The following is a 22,195-nucleotide window of genomic DNA, read 5'->3' on the forward strand; positions in this document are numbered from 1 at the left end:
CGTCGAAGGGCACTCACTTCATCTAACGGAGCGCCCAAGGAAATTGGGCGCATCGGCAAATTGGGCGCTTGTAAAACAGACGTCCGTCAATCGTTATGCCCGCAGAAGCTTTCCCGACGCACCGACGCGACATACAAGCTACCAAATAGTCTAACTTTTTGAAACATCGGGCGCCAGTCTGCTTCGTTTCGCGTGTTGAAGGGCAAAGGCTGCCCTGGCTTCCACTATCAGCTTTCGCCAGAATTGGCGCTTTGCGAAAAAGCCCAAAGGCTCGCAACCAGAACAAAGCCGTCAATACACCAAAATTTGGAATGTCCGCTCCTGGCCGATTTCGGTCGTTGCCGATATCGCACCTGAGTCCGATCTCGATATTCCCGGGAGCATTCGGGACGCCTGCAAGTCGCGGAAAGTGATGAGACGCAGAGTCATACGCCGCTGCTCGCGCCACCTCTAAGGCCAATCCGTCGCCAATTAGACGTTCCAAAGCGACCGCTACGGTCCGGCGGTCCTCGAGGCTCCCCACCGCCATTCCTGCCCCCGCCAGCAAATCCCCCCAACAACGCTAAAATACCGCCTCGCGGCATACCGCCCGCTTTCCCGGCTTTCTTCAATCCTGCGCCTCGCGCCCTCACAACGATGAAAAAACTGACTGCTGTACTTCTTGTGTCCGCCACTGCTTTGCTCACGGCCTGCGGTCCCAGCGACAACGCGCCTGCCGCTGGCGCCCAAGCGCCGGCGACGCCCAAGAAGGTCGTCGTTGGCCTGGACGACAACTTCCCCCCGATGGGATTCCGCGACGCCAGCAACCAGATCGTCGGTTTTGACATCGACATGGCCAAGGAAGCCAGCAAGCGTCTGGGCATTGAAGTGGAATTCAAGCCGATCGACTGGAGCGCCAAGGAAGCCGAGCTGAACGGCAAGCGCGTCGACGTGCTGTGGAACGGTCTGACCATTACCGAAGAGCGCAAGAAGAACATCAGCTTCACCGCGCCGTACATGGCCAACCACCAGATCATCATCGTGGGCAACACGTCGCCGGTGAAGGTCAAGAATGATCTGGCTGGCAAGGTCATCGGCGCGCAGGACGGCAGCAGTGCCACCGACGCCATCGCCAAGGACCCGGTTGCCGCGCAGATCAAGGAAGTGAAGAAGTTCGGCGACAACGTCACCGCGCTGATGGACCTGGCTGCTGGCCGTCTGGACGCCATCGTGGTGGATGAAGTGGTTGGCCGTTACCTGATCAGCAAGCGTGCGGGCGAGTATCGCGTGCTGGAAGAGAACTTCGGTACGGAAGATTACGGCGTTGGCGTGCGTAAGGACGACACCGAGTTGCTGGCCAAGCTGGACAAGACGCTGGATTCGATGAAGCAGGACGGCACCGCCGGCCGCATCGCCACCCAGTGGTTCGGCGCCAACATCATCAAGTAAGCGGGAAGGCGCCTGTGGCCTAGCCGGCCGCGGCGCCTTTGCCGTTGCAGTTCGCAGCCCGCCGCAGTGCCGCAAGGCCAGGCGGGCTTGCCCATGATTCTCTCTTGCCCTCGCGGCGCGAACCCACTGCATGGACTACGTAATCTCCCTTCTGGGGCCCTTGGCGGAAGGCGCGAAAGTCACCTTGACGCTGTTTTTCATCACGCTGGCGCTGGCGGTGCCGTTGGGGCTGGTACTGGCCCTGGCGCGCATCTCGAAGTGGCCGCTGCTGAGCCGCGCGGTCAATGGCTATATCTGGTTGATGCGCGGCACGCCGTTGATGCTCCAGATGCTGTTCATCTATTTCGCGCTGCCGTTCGTGCCGGTGATCGGCATCCGGCTGCCGGATTTTCCGGCGGCGGTGGTGGCGTTTGCGCTGAACTATGCGGCGTATTTTGCTGAGATCTTCCGCGCCGGTATCCAGTCGGTGGATCGGGGGCAGTACGAGGGCAGCAAGGTGCTGGGCATGACGTACCTGCAGACCCTGCGCCGCATCGTGCTGCCGCAGATGGTGCAGCGCGTGCTGCCGCCGATGAGCAACGAGACGATCACCCTGGTCAAGGACACTTCGCTGATTTACGTGCTGGCGCTGAACGACATTCTGCGCACCGCGCGGGGCATCGTGCAGCGCGATTTCACGACCACGCCGTTCCTCGTCGCCGCTGCCTTCTATCTGTTGATGACGCTGCTCCTGACGTGGTTCTTCCAGCACATGGAAAAGCGCTATGCAAAATATGACCAATAATTCCCCGGCCGGGCTTAGCCAGCGTCCGGTCATGATCGAAGCCCGCAATATCGTCAAATCGTTCGGTTCCAACCGCGTGCTCGACAACGTGTCGCTGAACCTGGAGCAGGGCGAAGTCGTGGCGGTGATCGGCCCGTCGGGGTCTGGCAAGAGCACGTTTTTGCGCTGCTTGAATCATCTTGAGACCATCGACGAAGGCAGCATCCAGATCGAAGGCGAGACGATGGCTGCGTCTGTACCGGGTGGCCGCAGCCAGTACGCCAGCGACGGCGACGTGCGGCGCATCTGCCGCAAGATGGGCATGGTGTTTCAGTCGTTCAATCTGTTCCCGCACATGACGGTGCTGCAGAACATCATCGAGGCGCCGATTACCGTGAAGGGTATGTCGCGCGCGGAGATCGTGCCGAAGGCCGAAGAGCTGCTGCGCAAGGTGGGTCTGTCGAACAAGCGCGACAACTATCCGACGCGTCTGTCAGGCGGCCAGAAGCAGCGTGTAGCGATTGCGCGGGCGCTGGCGATGGAGCCGGACATCATGCTGTTTGACGAGCCGACGTCGGCGCTGGACCCGGAGCTGACCGGCGAAGTGCTGCGCACCATGAAGCAGCTGGCCGACGAGCGCATGACGATGCTGGTCGTGACGCACGAAATGGGGTTTGCGCGTGAAGTGGCGCACCGGGTCATTTTCATGGACGATGGCCGCATCGTCGAGGAAGCGCCGTCCGCCGAGTTCTTTGCCGCGCCTCAGCATGCGCGCAGCCGTGAGTTCCTGGCGCATATGCTCTGATCCGAGCCGCCGCCGCATACCGTGAAGCCCGCCTTGCCGCGGGCTTTTCTATATGATGCCTACCCATGCAGTCCGCGCCGATTCCCTCGCAAGTTGTTTCTGACGCGCCGCCGTTGCTCAGGCTTCGAGGCCTGTACAGCGAGCGCCTGGCGCCCGTTAGCCTGGATCTGGCGGCGGGCGAGTGCGCGGCTGTGGTCGGCGCGTCGGGATCGGGCAAGTCGCTGCTGTTGCGGCAAATTGCGGATCTGGACCCCGGGCATGGTGAAGCGGAACTCGACGGGCGCCGCCGGTCGGCCATGCGCGGTTTCGAGTGGCGGCGTCTGGTGGTGTATTGCCAGGCCGAGGCGGGATGGTGGGATGACCACGTGTCCGCGCACTACGCGGACCGCGCGGGCGCGATCGCCATCATGGCGCGCCTCGGGCTGGCTGAGGTCAAGTTCGACGCATTGGTTCATGAGCTGTCCACGGGCGAGCGCCAGCGGATGGGCTTAGTGCGCGCGCTGATGCAGAACCCGCGCGTCCTGCTGCTGGATGAGCCGACCGCCGCGCTGGATCAGGAGGCGACAGCGTTAGTCGAGGCGGAACTGTCACGCGTCCTGGCTGCCGGCGCTGCCATTCTGCTGGTGACGCATAGCCCGGAACAGGCGGAGCGCCTGGCGCGCCGGCGTTGGCGGATGACGCAAGGCCACATGGAGCCGCTATGGACGTGATCAAGCTGCAGGCGCTGGATCTGGTGATCGCGTCGCTGCTGGTGCTGCTGAGCGCTGGCATTTCCTTCGCACTGCGGTTGAATCTGCAACGGCAGGTGCTGTGGGCGGCGGTGCGCACGGTGGTGCAACTGCTGCTGGTCGGTCAGATCCTGCGCATTGTGTTCGCCCATGCCGCGCCGTGGCTGACGGCGCTGGTGGTGGCGGTGATGATGGCGCTGGCCGCGCGCGAGGTCGCGGCCCGACCCAAGGCGCGTTTGACCGGGCATGGCAATGGTTGGGTCGGGACGTTGGCGGTGGTCAGCACCACGCTGGTAACTGCGTTGTTCATTCTGAATACGGCGCTGCGCCCGGACCCTTGGTTTGATCCGCGGTACACGATTGCACTGGTTGGCATCGTGCTGGGCAGCGTCTTGAATGCGGCCAGTCTGGCATTGGACGGAATGCTGTCGGGCGTGCGCCGCGAAAGGCTGGGCATCGAAGCGCGCCTGGCGCTGGGCGCGACCGTGCATCAGGCGTTTTCGGCCTTGCTGCGCGAATCGGTTCGGCGTGGCATCGTGCCCAGCATCAACCAGATGTCGGCGGCCGGGATCATCACGTTGCCGGGCATCATGACCGGGCAGATCATTGCGGGCATGGATCCGGTGGACGCGGCCAAGTATCAGATCCTGTTGATGTTTCTGCTGTGCGGCGCGAGCGGCATGGCGGCGATGGGAGCGGCTTATGGCGCGATGCGCCGATTGACGGACGAGCGGGGGAGATTGCGGTTGGACAGGCTGATGCCGGGAGTTGCTGCGAAGCGATAGCAGGGCGTCAGAGGATGGCTTGCAGGCCTTTGTCCGCCAGGATGTTCAGCAGTTTAAGGGCCGGCCCTGTCGGGCGGGTGTCGCCTTGTTCCCACTTTCGGACGGTCGAAGCGCTGGTATGCAGATGCAGGGCGAATACGGGCTGGCTGAACCGTAAATCTTCGCGAAGCCGCTTGATGTCGCCAGGACTAAAACTTCGGACAGGTGCGGGGCAGATGGCGTCAAAGTCTCGCATTGTGACTTTGTCTATCGACCCGGCGCGGTAAAGCGCGGCGAGATCGTCGCGCAAAGATTCAATGAGTTTGGTCACAGTTCACCTCAAGTAACACGCCTGCCTGTAGTGCGCTCAAAAGGGCGGATTCCGTCAAGCCAAGAAAGACCTTGCCGGCGAATTGCAGGGCCTTGTACCCGTAACGGGCATGTTTATGCCGTGTATTTTTTACGCAGGCATTCGCTAAAGCATACGTTTGAAAGAGGCGAAAGAGGCTATCCAGTGGGCCGTAAGTCAGTCGGATTTTGGATAACGGCAGAATAGGTGGTGCTAGGTGTCAGACACCCATCCGAGGACGCAGGCATTCAGAGAGCGCCCCATAAAAAAACCGGCAGCCCTCACGGGACTGCCGGTTTTTCACATGCCCGCCAGCCAGCAAACACTGGCCAGCAAGGGCAGGGGGCTTAGCCGATCGAGGCCAGCACCTTGTTCAGCGTGGCGCTGGGGCGCATGGCCTGGCTGGCCTTGGCTTCGTTCGGCTGGTAGTAGCCGCCGATGTCCACGGGCTTGCCTTGGGCGGCCTTGAGCTCGTCCAGGATCTTGTTCTCGCCTTCGGAGAAAGCGATCGCGGCGGGGGCGAACTGGGCGGCCAGGGCGCGGTCTTCGGTCTGGGCGGCCAGGGCTTGGGCCCAGTACATCGCCAGGTAGAAGTGGCTGCCGCGGTTATCCAGGCCGCCGACCTTGCGCTCGGGCGACTTGTTCTCGTCGAGGAACTTGGCCGTGGCCTGATCCAGCGTCTTGGCCAGGATCTGGGCGGTCGGGTTCTTGTACGTGCGGCCCAGGTGGTCGAGGGACTCGGCCAGCGCCATGAATTCGCCCAGCGAATCCCAGCGCAGGAAGCCTTCTTCCAGGAACTGTTGCACGTGCTTGGGGGCCGAACCGCCCGCGCCCGTTTCAAACAGGCCGCCGCCGGCGACCAGCGGCACGATCGACAGCATCTTGGCGCTGGTGCCCAGTTCCATGATGGGGAACAGGTCGGTCAGGTAGTCGCGCAGCACGTTGCCGGTGACCGAGATGGTGTCCAGGCCTTCGCGGATGCGCTTGACCGAGAACTTGGTGGCTTCGACGGGGTCGAGGATGCGCAGGTCCAGGCCGCTGGTGTCGTGGTCCTTGAGGTACTGCTTGACCTTGGCGATGACCTGGGCGTCGTGGGCACGCTTTTCGTCCAGCCAGAAGACGGCGGGCGTCTTGGTGGCGCGGGCGCGGGTGACGGCCAGCTTGACCCAGTCCTGGATCGCGGCGTCCTTGGTCTGGCACATGCGCCAGAGGTCGCCGGCTTCGACGGCCTGTTCCAGCAGCACGGCGCCAGCGGCGTCGGTGACGCGCACGGTGCCGGCAGCCGGGATGACGAAGGTCTTGTTGTGCGAACCGTATTCTTCAGCAGCCTGGGCCATCAGGCCGACGTTGGGCACGCTGCCCATCGTGACCGGATTGAAGGCGCCGTTGCGCTTGCAGTCGTCGATGACGGCCTGGTAGACGCCGGCGTAGCTGCGGTCCGGGATGACGGCCTTGGCGTCCTGCAGCTTGCCTTCGGCGTTCCACATCTTGCCGGAGTCGCGGATCATGGCGGGCATGGATGCGTCGACGATGACGTCGCTGGGCACGTGCAGGTTGGTGATGCCCTTGTCGGAATTCACCATGGCCAGTTGCGGCAGCGTCTTGTAGGCGGCGTCGATGTCGGCGGTGATCGCGGCCTGCTGGTCAGCGGGCAGCGACTGGATCTTGGCGTACAGGTCGCCAATGCCGTTGTTGGGGTCGAAACCGGCCTGCTTGAGGGCGTCGGCGTGCTTGGCCAGAACGTCCTTGTAGAACACGGAGACCACGTGGCCGAAGATGACGGGGTCGGAGACCTTCATCATGGTGGCCTTCAGGTGGACCGAGAACAGCACGCCGTTGGCGCGCGCGTCGTCGATCTGGGCCTGCAGGAAGGACTTGAGCTTGGCGGTCGACAGCACGGCGGCGTCGATGATCTCGCCGGCCTTGACCGGGGTCTTTTCCTTCAGGACGGTCTTGGTGCCGTCAGCGGCGGTCAGTTCGATCTTGACGTCGCCGGCGTCGGCGATGAGAGCCGACTTTTCAGTGCCGTAGAAGTCGCCTTCGCTCATGTGGGCAACGTGCGACTTGGAGTCGGACGTCCAGGCGCCCATCTTGTGCGGGTGCTTGCGGGCGTAGTTCTTGACCGACAGCGGGGCGCGGCGGTCGGAGTTGCCTTCGCGCAGGACCGGGTTGACGGCGCTGCCCTTGACCTTGTCGTAGCGGGCCTTGACGTCGCGCTCGGTGTCGTTGGCGGGGGCGTCCGGGTAGTCCGGCAGCTTGTAGCCCTGGTCTTGCAGTTCCTTGATGGCCGCCTTCAGTTGGGGCATCGAGGCGCTGATGTTGGGCAGCTTGATGATGTTGGCTTCGGGCTTGACCGCGAGGGCGCCCAGCTCAGCCAGGGCGTCGGACAGCTTCTGGCTGTCGTCGAGGTAATCCGGGAACAGGGCGATGATGCGGCCTGCCAGCGAAATGTCGCGGGTCTCGACCGTGATGCCTGCGGGTTTGGCGAATGCCTGGACGATGGGCAGCAGCGAACGGGTTGCCAGTGCCGGAGCTTCGTCGGTGAGGGTATAGATAATCTTCGGAGTAAGAGACATGATCCTTGAATCTGTTCGGCTCAGGCGATTAACGCGCAAACCCGAACATGCTATGCGGCGTACGCCGGTAGATGTTGTCGAGAGTGGGTTCGTATGGCGGGACGCGCAGGCAAGCCGTCCCACCAACATGACTGCCGCCCGTCCTATTGTTTGGCTGGACCGGCCGGCCGATAAATGGGCCGTATCCGGGTCCGCCTTGGAAGGTGCGACCGCCACGAACCTTCCATTGTAATACCGTGCTACGCATTGCGCCGGGAAATGGTTCTGTTTCTTGATGGCGACGCAATATGCTTATGACAGTTTTTGGGGGACGCATTGGGCGGGGCGGGCGGAATTTGGCATCAAAGCGTCTGCAATCGCCGTTTGACAAAGCCGGGCGATAGGAGGAAAGTACGCCCCATGAATTTCCGCGCCGTCCGCATTTCGCTGATTATTACCATCATTCCTGGAATGGTGGGTTAGCGCGCGACCGCAACAGTCACAAGCCACCCGCCCCACGAGGCGGGTTTTTTGTGGCCGCCTCTGCCGGGCAAGTAACCCAAGCAGAGAAACCATGTCCGATTCATCCTCCCACGCACCCTCGGCATTCCAGGCTGGCTCCGCCACGCCGATGGAGTACCTGCGGCAGATCCTGACCGCCCGGGTATACGACATTGCCCGTGAAACCGAGCTGGATCTGGCGCGTGGGCTATCCGCCCGGTTGGGCAACACCGTTCATTTCAAGCGCGAAGACAACCAGCCGGTGTTCTCGTTCAAGGTGCGCGGCGCCTACAACAAGATGCGCAACACGCCGCGCGCCGCGCTGGAGCGCGGGGTCATCACGGCGTCGGCGGGCAACCATGCGCAGGGCGTCGCGATTTCGGCGGCCAAGCTGGGCGTGCGGGCCATCATCGTCGTGCCGCAGACGGCGCCGCAGGTGAAAGTGGACGCGGTGCGCGCCCACGGCGGACCGACCGTGACGGTGGTGCAGGCCGGCGATTCGTACAACGACGCTTATGCGCATGCGCAGACGCTGGCGCAGGAGCAGGGCCTGACGTTCGTTCCCGCGTTCGACGATCCCTATGTCATCGCGGGGCAGGGCACGGTGGGCATGGAGATCCTGCGCCAGCATCCCGAGCCGCTGCACGCGATTTTCGTGCCGATCGGCGGCGGCAGTCTGGCGGCGGGCGTGTCGACCTATGTGAAGGCGGTGCATCCCGGCGTGAAGGTCATCGGCGTGCAGACCGAGGATTCCTGCGCGATGGCGCAATCGCTGCGAGTGGGCGAGCGGGTCATCCTGGCCGATGTCGGCCTGTTTTCGGACGGGACGGCCGTCAAGCTGGTGGGCGAGGAAACCTTCCGTCTGTGCCGCGAGTATCTGGATGAAGTAATCCTGGTGGACACGGATGCGGTCTGCGCGGCGATCAAGGACGTGTTCCTGGATACGCGCAGCGTGCTGGAACCCGCGGGTGCGTTGGCGGTGGCGGGGTTGAAGAAGTACGTGGAGCGCGAAGGCGCGCGCGGGCAGTCGCTGGTGGCGATCACGTCGGGCGCGAACATGAATTTTGACCGCATGCGCTTTGTGGCGGACCGCGCCGAAGTGGGCGAGGCGCGCGAGGCGGTGTTCGCGGTCACCATCCCCGAAGAGCGCGGCAGCTTCCGCCGGTTCTGCCGGGTGATCGGGCAGCGCAGCGTGACCGAGTTCAATTACCGCATTGCCGATGCGCGCACAGCCCGCATCTTCGTTAGCGTGCAGATTGCGCGGCGCGGTGAATCCGCCGAAATCCTGGCCGCGCTGCAGGCAGAGGGATTCTCGGCCTCCGACCTGACGAACAACGAAGTCTCGAAGCAGCACATCCGCTACATGGTGGGAGGACGTTCGCCGCTGGCAGGTGGCGAGCGCCTTTTCCGCTTTGAGTTTCCGGAGCGGCCGGGCGCGCTGATGAAGTTCCTGTCGGCGATGGCGCCCAACTGGAACATCAGCCTGTTCCATTACCGCAATCAAGGCACTGACTTCAGCTCGGCGCTGGTGGGCATTCAGGCGCCGGTGGCCGATGATGCGGCGCTGGATGGGTTCTTGCGGCAGCTTGGGTATGCGCACGCCGAGGAAACGGATAACGAGGCTTACCGGCAGTTTCTGATCTGAAGTTCAACCGGCCGTTCCGCCGGCCTTGCAGCCCGGCTTGCGCGGTAATTCCACGCCCGGCTTCAAGCGCAGCGTCGCGCGGCCCTGCGTCTGGGTCAGTTCCAATGCGCTCGCGCGCCACGCCGGGACATCGTCGAACGCGATAGCGGGCGTGGCGCTGGAAGCGGATTTCGCGTCGGACCGTTCGAATTGCAAGGCTGGCAGGCCCACACATTTGTCGTCGAAATCCAGCCGCGCCAGCTCGCGCCCATCGCTCAGGCGCACGGCCCGAAACGCCAGCGGCGTGTCCACGAACTTGGTGACTTCGGGCACGTATTGCAGGTCGCCGTGCGCGTCTTTTACGCGGGCGGCCGGCTGCAGCACGACGACCTTTCTGCCCGGCGGCACTGCCAGATAGGCCACGTCGCTGGCGATATCCAGCAGTTTTCCTGGGCCAAGGTTTTGCGCCTTCAGCGGCGCATGGCGGATCATCACGGTTTCGTTCCAGGCCGAGTCCACGCGCGTCCAGCCGGGCAGGCGGGCGTCCTCGAACCGCGTGCCGTGGATGCTGTCGCGGTCCGGCTTGTCGGAAAGCGGCAGGCGCTGCACACGTAGGGAGCCGTTGACGACCTGCAGATGCGCGAGCACGGTGCTGGCGCTGGAACTGGTAAAGAACGCCAGCACCGCATCGGTTTCCAGCATGGCGACCGGACCAGGGCAGAAGAACGCGCGAGCCTGCCGTGCATTGCTGCCAGGATAGAGTAGCGCGCCGACGTCGGTGCCGCACAAGGGCTTGCCTTGGAAGGTGATGGTGGTGGCGCGCGTGGTCTGGCGCTGACCGGTGTTCCAGTCGCTGCGGCTGCCGGTTTTCACGTCGACGACCAGGCCGTGATTGTCGTAGACGATGGCGGCGCCAGAGGGCGCGGCAAGCAGGCTGAGCAAAAATGCAAAGGCGCGGCGGCTCGTCACGGCGGACTCCCTGAATGGCACAAGGGATGACTATATACCGGTGCGCCTGCGCTGGTGTCTGGCTCCGATGATGAAGGCGGACGCGCGTTCGCCCGGTGTCTGGACACCCGTTTGAGAGGATCTTCACCCTGCAGAGCTAAGGCAAAGGTGTCAGACACCTCGATGCGGATACAGCTGTCATAAACCTACGCTGATGGGCGATCAGCCAGCCCATCCACGTGGATCTGCGCCTGGCCCTGCGGACAATGCTCGACGCGCGCACGCACGCGGTATATGCGGCGCAGCGTATCGGGCGTCACCACATCGCCCGGCAGCCCCTCGGCTTCGATCGCGCCAGCGTGCAGCAGCAGCGCGATGTTCAAGTCGTGCAGCACCACCAACGTGATCAGGCGGTGCAGCCGCGTCTGGCGGCGCAGCACGTCCATGACGTGGAATTGATAGTTCAGATCCAACGCCGACAAGGGCTCATCAAGCAGCAGCAGGCGCGGACGCCGCACCAGCGCCTGCGCCAGCGACGCCAGCTGCTTCTGCCCGCCGGACAGTTCGTCCAGGTGGCGGCTGGCGAGCGGCGCGATGCCCAGCTCGGTGATGACTGCCATGGCGTCTTCCATCAGCGCATGGCCAGGCTGTCCGTGACGGCCGGATCGCGCCGCCACGAGCACGGATTCGAAGACGGTCATGTGCACGCCCTTCGGCAGGGCCTGTGGCATGTACATCGCGCATTCGGCGCGGCGGGACGGGCTGGCGTTGGCCAGGTCCTCGCCGTCCAGCCAGATCGCGCCTTGCATTACCGGGTGCAAACCGGCCAGCGTCTTGAGCAGCGTCGATTTCCCGCTGCCGTTCGGCCCCAGCAGCGCGGTGACGGCGCCTTCGGCCATGGGACCGGCGCTGGCGTTGCGCAGCACCGGCCGCCCGCCATAGCCGGCGGACAGGGCCTGGATGCGTAGCTGCGTCATCGTCAGGGTTGCAGCACCAGCGTGCCGCGCATGTGCTGCGCGTGCGCGGGGAACGAGCAGTAGTAGGTGTACGACTGGCCCGCGCGCAGGCGGCTGACGGGGAAGGTGACGGTGGCCGTTTCGCCGCCGCCCAGCATGGGCGTCTTGGCAAGGATGCGGGCGTCGCCCGGCGCCAGGAAGTCGCTGCTGGCGCCGGCCTTGATGCCGTCGACCATCACTGCATCGATGTCTTCCGTCTTGGTCAGCACCCAGTTGTGGCCCGCTTTTTCCTTGCTGTTCTTGCCAGTGTGGATCAGGCGCACGGTGAAGTCCTGGCAGGTCGCGGGCACGACGATGTGGTCGGGGCCGAATTGCTTGCCGGGACGGCCTTCGACGTCGATGGAGCAAGCGGGCGCGGCATGGGCGGTGCCGGCGATCGTCAGGGCCGCGAGCGTCAGCGTCAGGCGGAATTTCATCGGGGTGTCTCCTTGTTGCGGTTGATGCCGTCAGGCGCGCTTGAGGGCGCGCACGACGATGGTGAGAAAGAAGGGAATGCCGACCAGCGAGGTCACGATGCCGACCGGGATGAGCGCGCCGGGCAGCACGGTCTTGGACGCCACGGACGCCAGCGACAGGATGAGCGCGCCGGCCAGCGCGCTGCCCGGCAGGTAGTAGCGGTGGTCTTCGCCCAAGAGCAGCCGGGCGATGTGCGGCGCGACCAGGCCGACGAAGCCGATCGTGCCGACGAACGACACGGCAAGCGCGGCCAGCGCGCTCACGCGCAGCAGGCTGACAAGCCGCAGCCGCTTGACGTCGATGCCGAAGCTGGCCGCGCGTTCCTCGCCAAGCCGCACGGCGGTGAGCTTCCAGGCGTCGCGCATGGAGAACGGAATAGCCAGGACCAGCGCCGCGGCCATGACGCCGACGGTGGTCCAGTTGGCGCGCGCCAGGCTGCCCATCGTCCAGAAGACGATGCCTTGCAGGGCCTCCTCGCTGGCGACGAACTGCAGCAGCATCACCAGCGCCTGGAACGAATACACCAGCGCGATGCCGAACAGCACCACGCCCAGCGTCGAGCCGCCACGCCAGCGCGCCACGCGTTCCAGCACCAGCACGGACAGCAGGGTGCAGGCGAAGGCCGATACGGAAACCGTCATGCCGGCCGGCAGCGCGGGCAGATGCCAGTCCAGCGTGATGGCAAGCGACGCGCCGAACGCCGCGGCGGCCGATACGCCCAGGGTGTAGGGGCTGGCGAGCGGGTTGTCCAGCATGGTTTGCATCTCGGCGCCGCCCAGGCCCAGCGCCACGCCGACCAGCAACGCCATCAGCGCATAGGGCAAGCGGAACTGCCAGACGATGACGCGCGTACCGGTGTCTGACACCTCGGGGTGCAGCAGCGTGTGCAGCAGGTCGGGCAGGGACAGCGAAGCCGGTCCGCTGGCGATGTCGGCCAGCAGGCTGGCCACGATGGCCAGCACCAGTACAACGGTCAGCAGCAGGCGCTTGCGCACCGCGCGCCGGTACGCGGCGATGGGATCGTCAGGCACTGACGCCGCGGGCGATGCGGCGGCGGGGGCGAATCCGGTCATGGCGGACTACTTCGCAGGTGCGGCCGGAGACGTCCAGAAGGCGCCCGCGTTGTCCAGATCCAGGAACTGGCCGTACAGCGCGTCCAGCGTGCCTTGCGGATCCAGCGCGGCGGCGCGTTCGGGATACAGCCATTTCGCCATCGCCTCGATGGCAGCAACGTTATAGGGCGAGTTGTAGAACGCGTGCCAGATGCCGTAGGCGCGATGCTGCTTGACGGCGTCCAGATCGCGGATGCCGTCGCGGTCCAGCAGCGTGGCCAGGCTGTCGGCGGATACCTTCGGATCGGCGCCGGGACCAGCCAAGAGGCCCGGACGGCCGGGTTCGGAACGGCTTCCGGTGGCGATGTAGACATCCGGCTTGGCGTCGATGACGAACTCCAGGCTCACGTCGCCGATCGCGCCGGGCAGCACGGGGGCCGCGACATTGACGCCGCCTGCGGCTTCCAGCAGGTCGCCGAAGCTGCCGTTGCCGGTGGTGTGGCAGCAGGCCGGCCAGACGCCCGCCAGCATCTCCACGAAGACGCGCGGCCGCTGCGCGGGCGGCACCGGTTCCACGACCTTGCGCACGCGGGCCAGGCGGTCTTCATAGAAGGCGATGTAGCTTTCCGCCTCGGCTTCGCGATCGAGGGCCTGGCCGAGGATGCGCATGCTGGGCACCGTGTTGCGCACGGGGTGCTGGCGGAAGTCGATGAAGACGATCGGGATGCCGGCTTCCTGCAACGCCGGGATCATCGGATTGTTGCGGCCCGGGCCATGGCCGCTGACGCTGAAAATCGCCACGTCGGGCCGCAGCGAGACGATCTTTTCGGGGCTGACGCTGGCTTCCGACGTCTTGCCGATCAGGGGTACGTCGGCCGCCTTGGGAAAGCGCTTGACGAGCTGGTTCCAGGAGTAGGGATCCTGTTGCTTCAGCTCTCCCTGCCAGCCGACTACACGCGCCACGGGATCGTGCCGGTCCAGCAGCGCCATCGCAAAGGCGAAGCGGCCTTCGCCGAGCAGAATGCGTTTCGGGTGGTCGGGCACTGTCACGACGCGGCCGGCCAGGTCGGTGACCTCGCGGGCATGGGCGCCAGGCAGGGCGCAGAACAGGGCGGCGGCGGTCACGGCCGCACGGAAAAGGGCAATCGAACGCATGGCGAATCCTTCAGGGGCGTCAGCCGCGGGGTGCAGGTAACGCGAACCATTCTTATCGCCGGGCAGTGTCCGCCAACCCTCCTCAAGAATTCGTTAAGACGCGCAGCGGCTGTGGCAATGGCGCCGCAACGCCGCCGCGCTCTTGGCCGCGCCCCTACAATGTGAGATTGATTGTTATTCGCCGAGCGGTTCCGCCATGCGCGTTCTCGTCATCGAAGACGACCCCGACATTCTTGCCAACATCACCCATCACCTGACGCGGCGCGGCTACATCGTCGATTGCGCCGAAGACGGCCAGCGCGGCTATGCGATGGCGGCCTCCGGCGAGTTCGACCTGATCGTGCTGGATCTGATGCTGCCGCGGCTGGACGGCTACGAGTTGTGCCGCCGGCTGCGCACCGAGGCCGCGTGCAACACCCCCGTCATCATGGTCACGGCCCGCGATACGCTGGACAACCGGCTGACCGGCTTTGACGCGGGCGCTGACGATTACCTGGTCAAGCCCTTTGCGTTAGCCGAGCTGGCCGCGCGGGTCAAGGCGCTGCTGCATCGCGCCAGCGGGGCGGGCGCGGCCCGCGTGCTGCGTGTGGGCGACCTGACGCTGGACACCGGCACCTTGGCGCTGGCGCGCGCGGGCCAGCCGCTGCGCCTGCCGCCGTCTCCGCTGCAACTGCTGACCCTGCTGATGCGCGCCAGTCCGGCCGTGGTCCATCGCGCGCGGCTGGAAGAGGCGTTGTGGCGCGACTCGCCGCCTGACAGCGATAGCCTGCGCACCCACATCCACCAGATCCGCCACGTGGTCGACAAGCCCTACGACACGCCGCTGCTGCACACGGTGCATGGCATCGGCTACCAGTTGCGGGCCGCGAATGATGGTTGACCGGGGCAGACGCGCGGCGCGGCGCGGGCTGGCGCGCCATCTTGTGTTGACCTATGTCGCGCTGGCGCTGCTGGTGGCGGGCCTGCTGACCTGGTTGTCGGTGTGGAGCGTCGGCAAGCTGGAGGCGCATCTTCAGCGCATCGACATGGGCATGGCGGTGGAGCGGGTGCGGGGCGATTTCCTGGCGGGCATCGACCCCGGGCGGCCCAACCGCTTCTTTCATGGCGATCCGGGAAGCAGGGCGTTTCCCGATTGGCTGCGGCCGCTGGCGCCGGGCTTTCACAAGATCGAGCGCAACGATCGCGTGTGGCACGTGATGGTCGACGACTTCGAGGGCCAGCGCTACATGCTGCTGCGCGACTACACCGAATACGAGCAGAACCAGTCGGCGTCGCACTGGACCGCAGTGACGGGACTGGCGGCCAGCCTGGCGCTGGCGTTCGTCCTGGGCATCCTGGCCACGCGGCGTCTGCTGCGTCCGCTTGCGCGGCTGGCTGCCCAGGTCAATACGCGCGGCGCGCAGCCGCCGCAGACCCGGCTGGCCGAAGACTATCCGCCGGACGAGATCGGCCAGCTTGCGGCGGCCTTCGACTCGACCTACAACCAACTCGAACAGGCGCTCAGGCGCGAGCAGCTCTTCACGGCCGACGTGGGGCACGAGTTGCGCACGCCGCTGATGGTGATCTCCAGTTCCTGCGAACTGCTGCGCGAGGAGCAGACGCTGGACGCGGCGGGACAGGCGCGCCTTGCCCGCATCGAGGCGGCGGCGGCCGACATGGGCGAGCGGCTGGACACCTACCTGATGCTGGCGCGCGGCGGCGACGCGGCCGGTCTGTTTCCGCGCGAAAGCGCCGCGGACACCGCGCGCGGTCAGTTGGCCGCCTGGTCACCGGTGGCGCAGCGGCGCGGCATGCAGTTGACGCTGAACGCATCGGGTGCGCCGGAAGCGGCCTTGCTGTTTCCCGCGCCGCTGCTGCGCGCCGTGCTGTCCAACCTGATCCGCAATTCGCTTCAGTACGCTGGCCCGCAGGCCAGCATCGTCGTCACGGCAGGACCCGATTACGTTCAGGTGAACGACAACGGTCCCGGCATTCCGGTGGAACGGCAGGCTTCCATCTTCAACCCCTTCGTACGTGGCGATCAGCCGGATGACGGCAATCTAGGGCTGGGCTTGTCGCTGGTGCAGCGCATCTGCGAGCACCAGGGCTGGCGCGTGTCGCTTCAGTCGCGCCCCGGGCAGGGGAGCCAGTTTCGGGTGGACCTGGCCGGCCCCGCGCCGGCCCCTGCGGGTTAGAACGCGACGTCGGCCGTGAACAATGCCGTGCGTCCCGCGCCCGGCACCCCGTACAGCTGGAAGCCATCCAGCGAGGCCCCGATGCGGCTGTAATAGAACTTGTTGAACAGGTTGTCCACGTTCACCCCCAGCGTCACGTTCTTGTTCAACCGGTAGCGCGCCGCCACGGAATGCAGCCAGTAGGACGGCGCCTTCTCGTTGTCGCGGACCCAGACCGGATGCGTGCCGTACGGACCGGACACGGTGGAACTGTTGTTGTTCTTGCCGCCGACGTACTTGTTGTCCGTGTAGCGCCGCTTGCCCACGTACTGCGCGCCATAGCTCAGCGACAGGTCTTCCGTGGCCGCGTAGGTGGCCCACAGGTTGAACGTCAGGTCTGGCACGTTCTTGGCTTCTTCGCCCTGGTTCGCGCCCTTGGTGATGCGGCTCTTCATGGCGCTGACGCCGGCAAAGGCGGACCAGCGCGGCGTGATGTTGCCCGACAGGCCCACCTCGATCCCGTCCACGCGCTTGGCGGGCAGGGCGCGCACGACATCGGTGGCGTCGTCGCCGTATTCCCATGAGTCCGTCAGTTCCGTGCGGAAGATGGCGCCGGTCAACGACAGGTCACCGCCCGCCACGTCCCACTTCGTGCCCAGTTCCCACGTGCGGGCGACGGCTGGCTTGTAGGTGTCGGAGCCGGTGGCGCCATAGATGTTGTTGTTGGTGGACGCGCCCATCGCCGACGGTTGCGCGGCCTGGCTGTATGACACGTAGACGCTGCCGTTCTCCACGGGCTTGTACGTCAGGCCGATGCGGCCGCTGAAGGCGCCGTCGGTGACGCGTTGCGTGGCGGCGCCGGCAGTTTGCGTGACGCGGTAGCGGTCGTAACGCAAGGCGCCTTGCAGCATCCATTGCGGGTTGAAGGTTACGGTGTCCGCGGCGTACAGGCCGGCATTGAAGACTTCGGCCTTGTTTCCCGAATCGCCCTTCAGCGTATCCACGCCGCCCATGTCCACGCCGCCGGTGTTGCGCAGGTCGAGCACGGGATTCACGGACGGGGCGCGGATCGTACGCGCATGGTCGCCGTAGGTTTCCTTGTAGAACTCCACGCCCGTCACCACGGCGTGCTTGATGGCGCCGGTATGGAAGTCGAGGTTCAGGTTGGTCTGGTTGGCCAGGATGGTGTAGCGCTTGGACGTGCCGAAGTCGTTGCCGCGCAATTGGGCATAGGGCGAGGGATCGCGCAGCGGCGTGAAACCGCTGTACGAGGCAATGCCGTCCGCGCTCTGCACCAGCGGGCCGGCGCCCACATAGCCGTACGAAATGCGCGACGTGGAATTGAAGCGTGCGGGGGCCAGCACGCCGATGCGGTCGGTCTGCTGCCAACGGCTGATGTTGGTTACGCGCGCCGCGTGGGTGAAGTCATGCTCGACCTTCATCGTTGCCTGATCGGTGCGCGTCTGCTCCGTGTACAGGCCGGGGTCGCCGTACCAGGCATTGCGTGCCACGTTGGGCATGCGCTTGCCGCCCGTGCCGCGCTGGATCGGCACGCCGCCGTCGGGGATGTTGTCGTCTTCCTGATGCAGGTAGTTCACGGTGACACGGGTGGGTGAACCCAGGCCCATTGCCAGCGAGGCCGCGACGCCAGACCGGTCAAACTCCGTCACGTCGCGCTCGGCCACGCCGTTGTGATGGCGCATGAGGTTCACGCGCAGGGCGGCGCTGTCAGACAGCTCCTGGTTCAGGTCCGCGGTGATGCGGCGGTAATGATCCGTGCCCAGTCCGCCGGACAGTTTGTAGAACGAGCCCAGTCGCGCTTCCTTGCTGGCCAGGTTGACGCTCCCGCCCACGGCCGAGATGCCGGATTCAATGGAGCCCGTGCCCTTGAAGACCTCGGCCTGTTCCAGGTTGAAGATGTCAGTGCGGCTGGACAGGCCCGCGTCGCGGATGCCGTCCACGGTAATGCTTTGCTCCGCCGAAAACCCGCGGATCGTGAACATGTCGCCCCAGCCGAGATTGCCTTCGCCCGAACTGAACGTGATGCCCGGCACGTTGCGCAGCACATCCTGCAGGCTCTTGGCCTGCTGCTCTTCCAGCACCGCGCGCGGCACGACGGTGATGCTTTGCGGGGTGTCGAGCAGCGGCTCGGTGAACTTGCCGGACTGCACGCGATCCGCCTTGAAGGGCGGGGCATCGGCCTGCACGGTGACGGGCGCCAGCAGTACGGCGTTGTCCGCCGGGGGCGTCTGGCCGTGGGCCTGCGTGGAAGCGGCGGCGCCCAGCGCCATGCCCAAGGTTTTCAGGGCGAACGCGCCCTGGGTGTGTGTTTTTTGTTGTTGCGCCATGGCGATCTTGAGTGCCTCAATGAGAATCGTTCCGGATTCTAGGGAGGCGTGTCTCAAGATCCTGTTAAGACAGCGCTGATAAGACGATCCTGCAATTGCGATCGTGGCAAGCGGCGGCGAAAAGGCGCAAGCGTGAAGGGCGGCGGCGCAGTGCGCGCCAACCGCACGGAATATGCGCGTCGCTCACATGCGCGATGTATCGAATGCGAGCAGATTGCGTTTGACGATGCCCAGCATGTCGGCAAGCTGGTGACGCTGTTCGGCATTGAGCCCCTGCAGGATCGCTTCGCTCATCACGTCGCTCTTGACCCGCATGCGCTCGATCATGGCGCGGCCTTCGGGCGTCAGCAGCACGAGCTTCGTGCGGCGGTCCTGATCGTCGGCGCCACGCCGCACGAAGCCGAGCGCCTCAAGCCGGTCGACCAGCCCGCCCAACGCCGCGCGTCCTAGATCCAGCACGTCGGCCAGATCGCTTTGGGACATGCCGTCATGGCGCGACAGGTGCGCCATGACCCACCACTGCGACCGCGTGATGCCCTCGGGCTTCATGACCTCGTCGAACACCTTGCGGCGCAGCCGCGAGACGTCATGCATCAGAAAACCCAGGCGCTGGTCCCAGTTTTCCGCGTGTGCTGCCACCTTCTTGGCCATTCAGGCATCCTCCAGCCGGATCAGGCGTTTACCCATGTTCTTGCCCTGGTACAGATCGGCAATCGAGCCCGGCGCGGCCTCGATGCCGTCCAGGATCTCTTCGCGATAGCGCAGCTTGCCCTCGCGCACCAGCGGGGCGAGCGCGGCGATGGCTTCCTCGTAGCGGTGCTCGTAGTCCCACACCAGAAAGCCCTGCATGCGCGCGGCCTTGTTGAGCAGGTGCCGTTCGATGCGCGGGCCTTGGGGCCAGGGGTCCCAACTGCTGACGGACGCCGTGCCGCAGATAACGATGCGCGCGTGCCGGTTGATCAGCGGATGGACCGCGTCGCTGATGCGCCCGGCCGTGTTGTCGAAGTACACGTCGACGCCGCCGGGGCAGGCGTCGGACAACGCTTGTTCAAGGCCGGGCGCATGATAATCCAGCGCGGCGTCGTAGCCGAAGGCCTCCACGCACAGACGCGCCTTGTCTTCGCCGCCGGCGATGCCCACGGCGCGGCAGCCCTGATGTCGCGCCAGTTGGCCGACGACAGAACCCACGGCACCCGCTGCGGTGGACACGACGACGGTCTCGCCGGCCTTGGGTTCACCGCAGGCATTCAGCGCGAAATAGGCGGTGATGCCATTCAGGCCCAGCACGCCCAGCGACAGCGAAAGCGGCAGGTCGGTTTCCCGGACCTGGCGGCGAATCGCCTTGCCGTCCGTGACGGCGTAGTCCTGCCAGCCGAGCAGGCCCATGACCAGGCTGCCTTCCGGATAGCGCGGATTGCGCGAGGCCACGACCCGGCCCGCGGAAAACGCGCGCATGACCTCGCCGATCCCGACCGGCTCCGAGTAATTGGCCGCGGCGTTCACCCACCCGCGCATCGCGGGGTCCACCGACAGGAACTGATTGCGCACCAGCAGTTCGCCGTCCTTGAGTTCGGGCAGGGGCGCGCTGCGGATCTCGAAATGTTCGGCCTGAGGAATGCCCAGCGGGCGGGCTTTCAGGACGACTTGGCGGTTGATGGCGGGGCTGGCGGGCATGGGATGTCTCCTCGGGTTGTTCCCAATATTGTATGCACACATACAGTATGTTAGCGTTCAGTTTAGCGCAACCGGCATGGTCCCCATGCCAAGACGGGACAGTATCCCGCGAGCGCGCAAGGAGACAACGATGGCCGGGTTGTATTTCGAGCAATTCCACGTCGGACAGCACTTCACGCACGATGTGCGGCGCACGGTCACCGAGACCGACAACGTGCTGTTCACCACCATGACCTTGAACCCCGCAGCAATCCACCTGGATGCGGAGTACGCGAAGACCACCGAGTTTGGCCGGCCGCTGGTCAACAGCGCCTTCACGCTGGGGTTGATGGTCGGGATCTCGGTTGGCGACACCACGCTGGGCACGACGGTCGGGAACCTGGGTTGGGATGAGGTGCGCTTTCCGGCGCCGGTATTCGCCGGCGACACCTTGCGCGTGGAATCCGAGGTGCTGGAACTGCGCGAGAGCCGGTCACGGCCCGAGAACGGCATCGTCGTCTTCGGCCATCGCGCCTTCAATCAGCGCAACGAACTGGTGGCGACCTGCCGGCGCGTGGCCCTGATGCTGCGCCAGCCGGCCGCGCGCGCCGCTTGACCCTTCCATTTTTCCGAGAGCTAGCCCATGGACTTTTCGCTGACTGACGATCAGACGGCCATCCGCCATGCGGTGCAAGACCTGTGCGCCGGGTTCGACGACGATTACTGGACCCGCAAGGACAAGGAGGGCGGCTTTCCCGAGGATTTCTATGCTGCCATGGCGGGCGCCGGCTGGCTGGGCGTGGCGATGCCTGCCGAATACGGTGGCGCGGGCCTGGGCATCCTGGAAGCGGCACTGATGATGGAGACGGTGGCGGCGTCCGGCGCGGGCATGTCCGGCGCGTCGGCCATCCACATGAACGTGTTCGGCCTGCACCCGGTGGTGGTGCATGGCAGCGACGCGCAGCGCGCTCGCTGGTTGCCCCCCATCATCAGCGGCGAGCAGAAGGCCTGCTTTGGCGTCACCGAGCCCAATACGGGACTGAACACGCTCAAGCTGCGCACGCTGGCCGTGCGCCAGGGCGACCGTTACGTCGTCAACGGCCAGAAGATCTGGATTTCCACGGCGCAGGTGGCCAGCAAGATCCTGCTGCTGGCGCGCACCACGCCGCTGGATCAGGTCAAGGAGCCGACGCAGGGCCTGAGCCTCTTCTATACCGATCTGGACCGCACCCGCATCAGCGTGCGCGAGATCGAAAAGCTGGGGCGCAAGGCCGTGGATTCCAACGAGCTCTTCATCGATGGGCTGGAAGTGCCGGTCGAAGACCGCATCGGCGAGGAGGGCAAGGGGTTCTCGTACATCCTGCATGGCCTGAATCCTGAGCGGGTGCTGCTGGCGGCCGAGGCCACCGGTCTGGGCCGTGCGGGCTTGAGGCGGGCCGCGGCCTATGCGGGCGAGCGCGTCGTGTTCGACCGGCCCATCGGCCAGAACCAGGGCGTGCAGCATCCGCTGGCCGAGCGCTGGGTGGAGCTGGAAGCGGCCGAGCTGCTGTTCCGCCGCGCCGCGTGGATGTATGACCAGGGCCTGCCGTGCGGCGCCGAGGCCAACGCGGCAAAGTTCTTCTGCGCCGAGGCGGGCTTCCGGGCGTGCGAGACCGCGGTGCTGACGCACGGCGGCATGGGCTACGCGAAGGAATACCACGTGGAACGGTACTTCCGCGAAGCCATGCTGCCGCGCATCGCACCCGTGTCGCCGCAGCTGATTCTTTGCTACATCGCCGAGAAGGTGCTGGGATTGCCGAAGTCGTACTGAACGTCGTACAGCGCGCGGGCAGGACCCCGTCCGAGGTCCGCGCCAGTGCCGCGCACCAAGGCGCGGCAAACACATACACACGGGAGA

Annotated in this window: 20 protein-coding genes; 10 read left to right on the forward strand and 10 right to left on the reverse strand. The window is 65.4% G+C overall.

Annotated features, from left to right (window positions below):
• The first annotated feature begins 636 nt into the window (after positions 1 to 636).
• From AC6CIE_RS05380 to AC6CIE_RS05400, 5 genes are all read left to right on the forward strand, one after another.
• Entirely contained in the window at positions 637 to 1,428 is a 792-nt protein-coding gene (locus AC6CIE_RS05380) for an amino acid ABC transporter substrate-binding protein (RefSeq protein WP_056561484.1), read from the forward strand.
• A gap of 130 nt (positions 1,429 to 1,558) precedes the next feature.
• Complete coding sequence (locus tag AC6CIE_RS05385) at positions 1,559 to 2,212, forward strand: amino acid ABC transporter permease (protein WP_367352239.1); 654 nt, start codon at positions 1,559 to 1,561, stop codon at positions 2,210 to 2,212.
• 31 nt (positions 2,213 to 2,243) lie between these two features.
• Positions 2,244 to 2,996 (forward strand): amino acid ABC transporter ATP-binding protein, encoded by a 753-nt coding sequence (locus AC6CIE_RS05390; protein ID WP_175121977.1) that lies wholly within the window; start codon positions 2,244 to 2,246, stop codon positions 2,994 to 2,996.
• 65 nt (positions 2,997 to 3,061) lie between these two features.
• On the forward strand, positions 3,062 to 3,706 hold the full coding sequence (locus AC6CIE_RS05395) for an ABC transporter ATP-binding protein (RefSeq protein ID WP_367352238.1): 645 nt from the start codon (positions 3,062 to 3,064) through the stop codon (positions 3,704 to 3,706).
• Positions 3,697 to 4,509, forward strand: a complete 813-nt coding sequence (locus AC6CIE_RS05400) for an ABC transporter permease (RefSeq protein ID WP_498091562.1) — start codon at positions 3,697 to 3,699, stop codon at positions 4,507 to 4,509. The genes AC6CIE_RS05395 and AC6CIE_RS05400 overlap by 10 nt, the downstream gene beginning before the upstream one ends.
• 7 nt (positions 4,510 to 4,516) lie before the next feature.
• Here AC6CIE_RS05400 and AC6CIE_RS05405 read toward each other — a convergent pair whose 3' ends face one another.
• Both AC6CIE_RS05405 and AC6CIE_RS05410 read right to left on the reverse strand, forming a co-directional pair.
• Positions 4,517 to 4,819, reverse strand: a complete 303-nt coding sequence (locus AC6CIE_RS05405; RefSeq protein ID WP_175121430.1) for a helix-turn-helix domain-containing protein — start codon at positions 4,817 to 4,819, stop codon at positions 4,517 to 4,519.
• Positions 4,820 to 5,184: 365 nt separating this feature from the next.
• On the reverse strand, positions 5,185 to 7,413 hold the full coding sequence (locus AC6CIE_RS05410; RefSeq protein ID WP_481144980.1) for an NADP-dependent isocitrate dehydrogenase: 2,229 nt from the start codon (positions 7,411 to 7,413) through the stop codon (positions 5,185 to 5,187).
• Between the two features lie 553 nt (positions 7,414 to 7,966).
• On the opposite strand from AC6CIE_RS05410, the gene ilvA reads away from it, so the two are divergent.
• Positions 7,967 to 9,538, forward strand: a complete 1,572-nt coding sequence (ilvA, locus tag AC6CIE_RS05415; protein ID WP_175136434.1) for a threonine ammonia-lyase, biosynthetic — start codon at positions 7,967 to 7,969, stop codon at positions 9,536 to 9,538.
• Positions 9,539 to 9,541: 3 nt separating this feature from the next.
• Here the strand turns inward: ilvA and AC6CIE_RS05420 are convergent, their stop codons facing one another.
• From AC6CIE_RS05420 to AC6CIE_RS05440, 5 genes are all read right to left on the reverse strand, one after another.
• Positions 9,542 to 10,486, reverse strand: coding sequence for a hypothetical protein (locus tag AC6CIE_RS05420; protein ID WP_498091564.1), 945 nt, complete (start codon positions 10,484 to 10,486; stop codon positions 9,542 to 9,544).
• 185 nt (positions 10,487 to 10,671) lie between these two features.
• The gene (locus tag AC6CIE_RS05425) at positions 10,672 to 11,442 is read right to left on the reverse strand and encodes an ABC transporter ATP-binding protein (protein WP_498091565.1); all 771 of its coding nucleotides are present in this window, start codon (positions 11,440 to 11,442) and stop codon (positions 10,672 to 10,674) included.
• Between the two features lie 2 nt (positions 11,443 to 11,444).
• Positions 11,445 to 11,897: an azurin gene (azu, locus tag AC6CIE_RS05430; RefSeq protein WP_239213740.1), complete on the reverse strand. Its 453-nt coding sequence runs from the start codon at positions 11,895 to 11,897 to the stop codon at positions 11,445 to 11,447.
• Positions 11,898 to 11,927: 30 nt separating this feature from the next.
• On the reverse strand, positions 11,928 to 13,010 hold the full coding sequence (locus AC6CIE_RS05435) for a FecCD family ABC transporter permease (protein ID WP_239213739.1): 1,083 nt from the start codon (positions 13,008 to 13,010) through the stop codon (positions 11,928 to 11,930).
• 6 nt (positions 13,011 to 13,016) lie between these two features.
• Positions 13,017 to 14,144, reverse strand: a complete 1,128-nt coding sequence (locus AC6CIE_RS05440) for an ABC transporter substrate-binding protein (RefSeq protein ID WP_498091567.1) — start codon at positions 14,142 to 14,144, stop codon at positions 13,017 to 13,019.
• Positions 14,145 to 14,340: 196 nt separating this feature from the next.
• On the opposite strand from AC6CIE_RS05440, the gene AC6CIE_RS05445 reads away from it, so the two are divergent.
• Positions 14,341 to 15,024 (forward strand): response regulator transcription factor, encoded by a 684-nt coding sequence (locus AC6CIE_RS05445; RefSeq protein WP_291381555.1) that lies wholly within the window; start codon positions 14,341 to 14,343, stop codon positions 15,022 to 15,024.
• A 43-nt stretch (positions 15,025 to 15,067) separates the two neighbouring features.
• A complete protein-coding gene (locus AC6CIE_RS05450) occupies positions 15,068 to 16,318 on the forward strand; it encodes a sensor histidine kinase (RefSeq protein WP_498091569.1) in 1,251 nt (416 codons plus the stop codon).
• Here AC6CIE_RS05450 and AC6CIE_RS05455 read toward each other — a convergent pair.
• From AC6CIE_RS05455 to AC6CIE_RS05465, 3 genes are all read right to left on the reverse strand, one after another.
• Entirely contained in the window at positions 16,315 to 18,645 is a 2,331-nt protein-coding gene (locus AC6CIE_RS05455) for a TonB-dependent receptor (protein WP_498091571.1), read from the reverse strand. The genes AC6CIE_RS05450 and AC6CIE_RS05455 overlap by 4 nt on opposite strands.
• Positions 18,646 to 18,828: 183 nt before the next feature.
• Positions 18,829 to 19,296: a MarR family winged helix-turn-helix transcriptional regulator gene (locus tag AC6CIE_RS05460; RefSeq protein ID WP_498091573.1), complete on the reverse strand. Its 468-nt coding sequence runs from the start codon at positions 19,294 to 19,296 to the stop codon at positions 18,829 to 18,831.
• Positions 19,297 to 20,319, reverse strand: coding sequence for an NADP-dependent oxidoreductase (locus AC6CIE_RS05465; protein WP_498091575.1), 1,023 nt, complete (start codon positions 20,317 to 20,319; stop codon positions 19,297 to 19,299).
• A gap of 85 nt (positions 20,320 to 20,404) precedes the next feature.
• On the opposite strand from AC6CIE_RS05465, the gene AC6CIE_RS05470 reads away from it, so the two are divergent.
• Together AC6CIE_RS05470 and AC6CIE_RS05475 are read left to right on the forward strand one after the other, a co-directional pair.
• Complete coding sequence (locus tag AC6CIE_RS05470) at positions 20,405 to 20,914, forward strand: MaoC family dehydratase (protein ID WP_498091576.1); 510 nt, start codon at positions 20,405 to 20,407, stop codon at positions 20,912 to 20,914.
• A gap of 27 nt (positions 20,915 to 20,941) precedes the next feature.
• The gene (locus tag AC6CIE_RS05475; protein WP_498091578.1) at positions 20,942 to 22,108 is read left to right on the forward strand and encodes an acyl-CoA dehydrogenase family protein; all 1,167 of its coding nucleotides are present in this window, start codon (positions 20,942 to 20,944) and stop codon (positions 22,106 to 22,108) included.
• The last annotated feature ends 87 nt before the right edge of the window (positions 22,109 to 22,195 follow it).

The organism is Achromobacter sp. GQ309 (assembly GCF_059759315.1).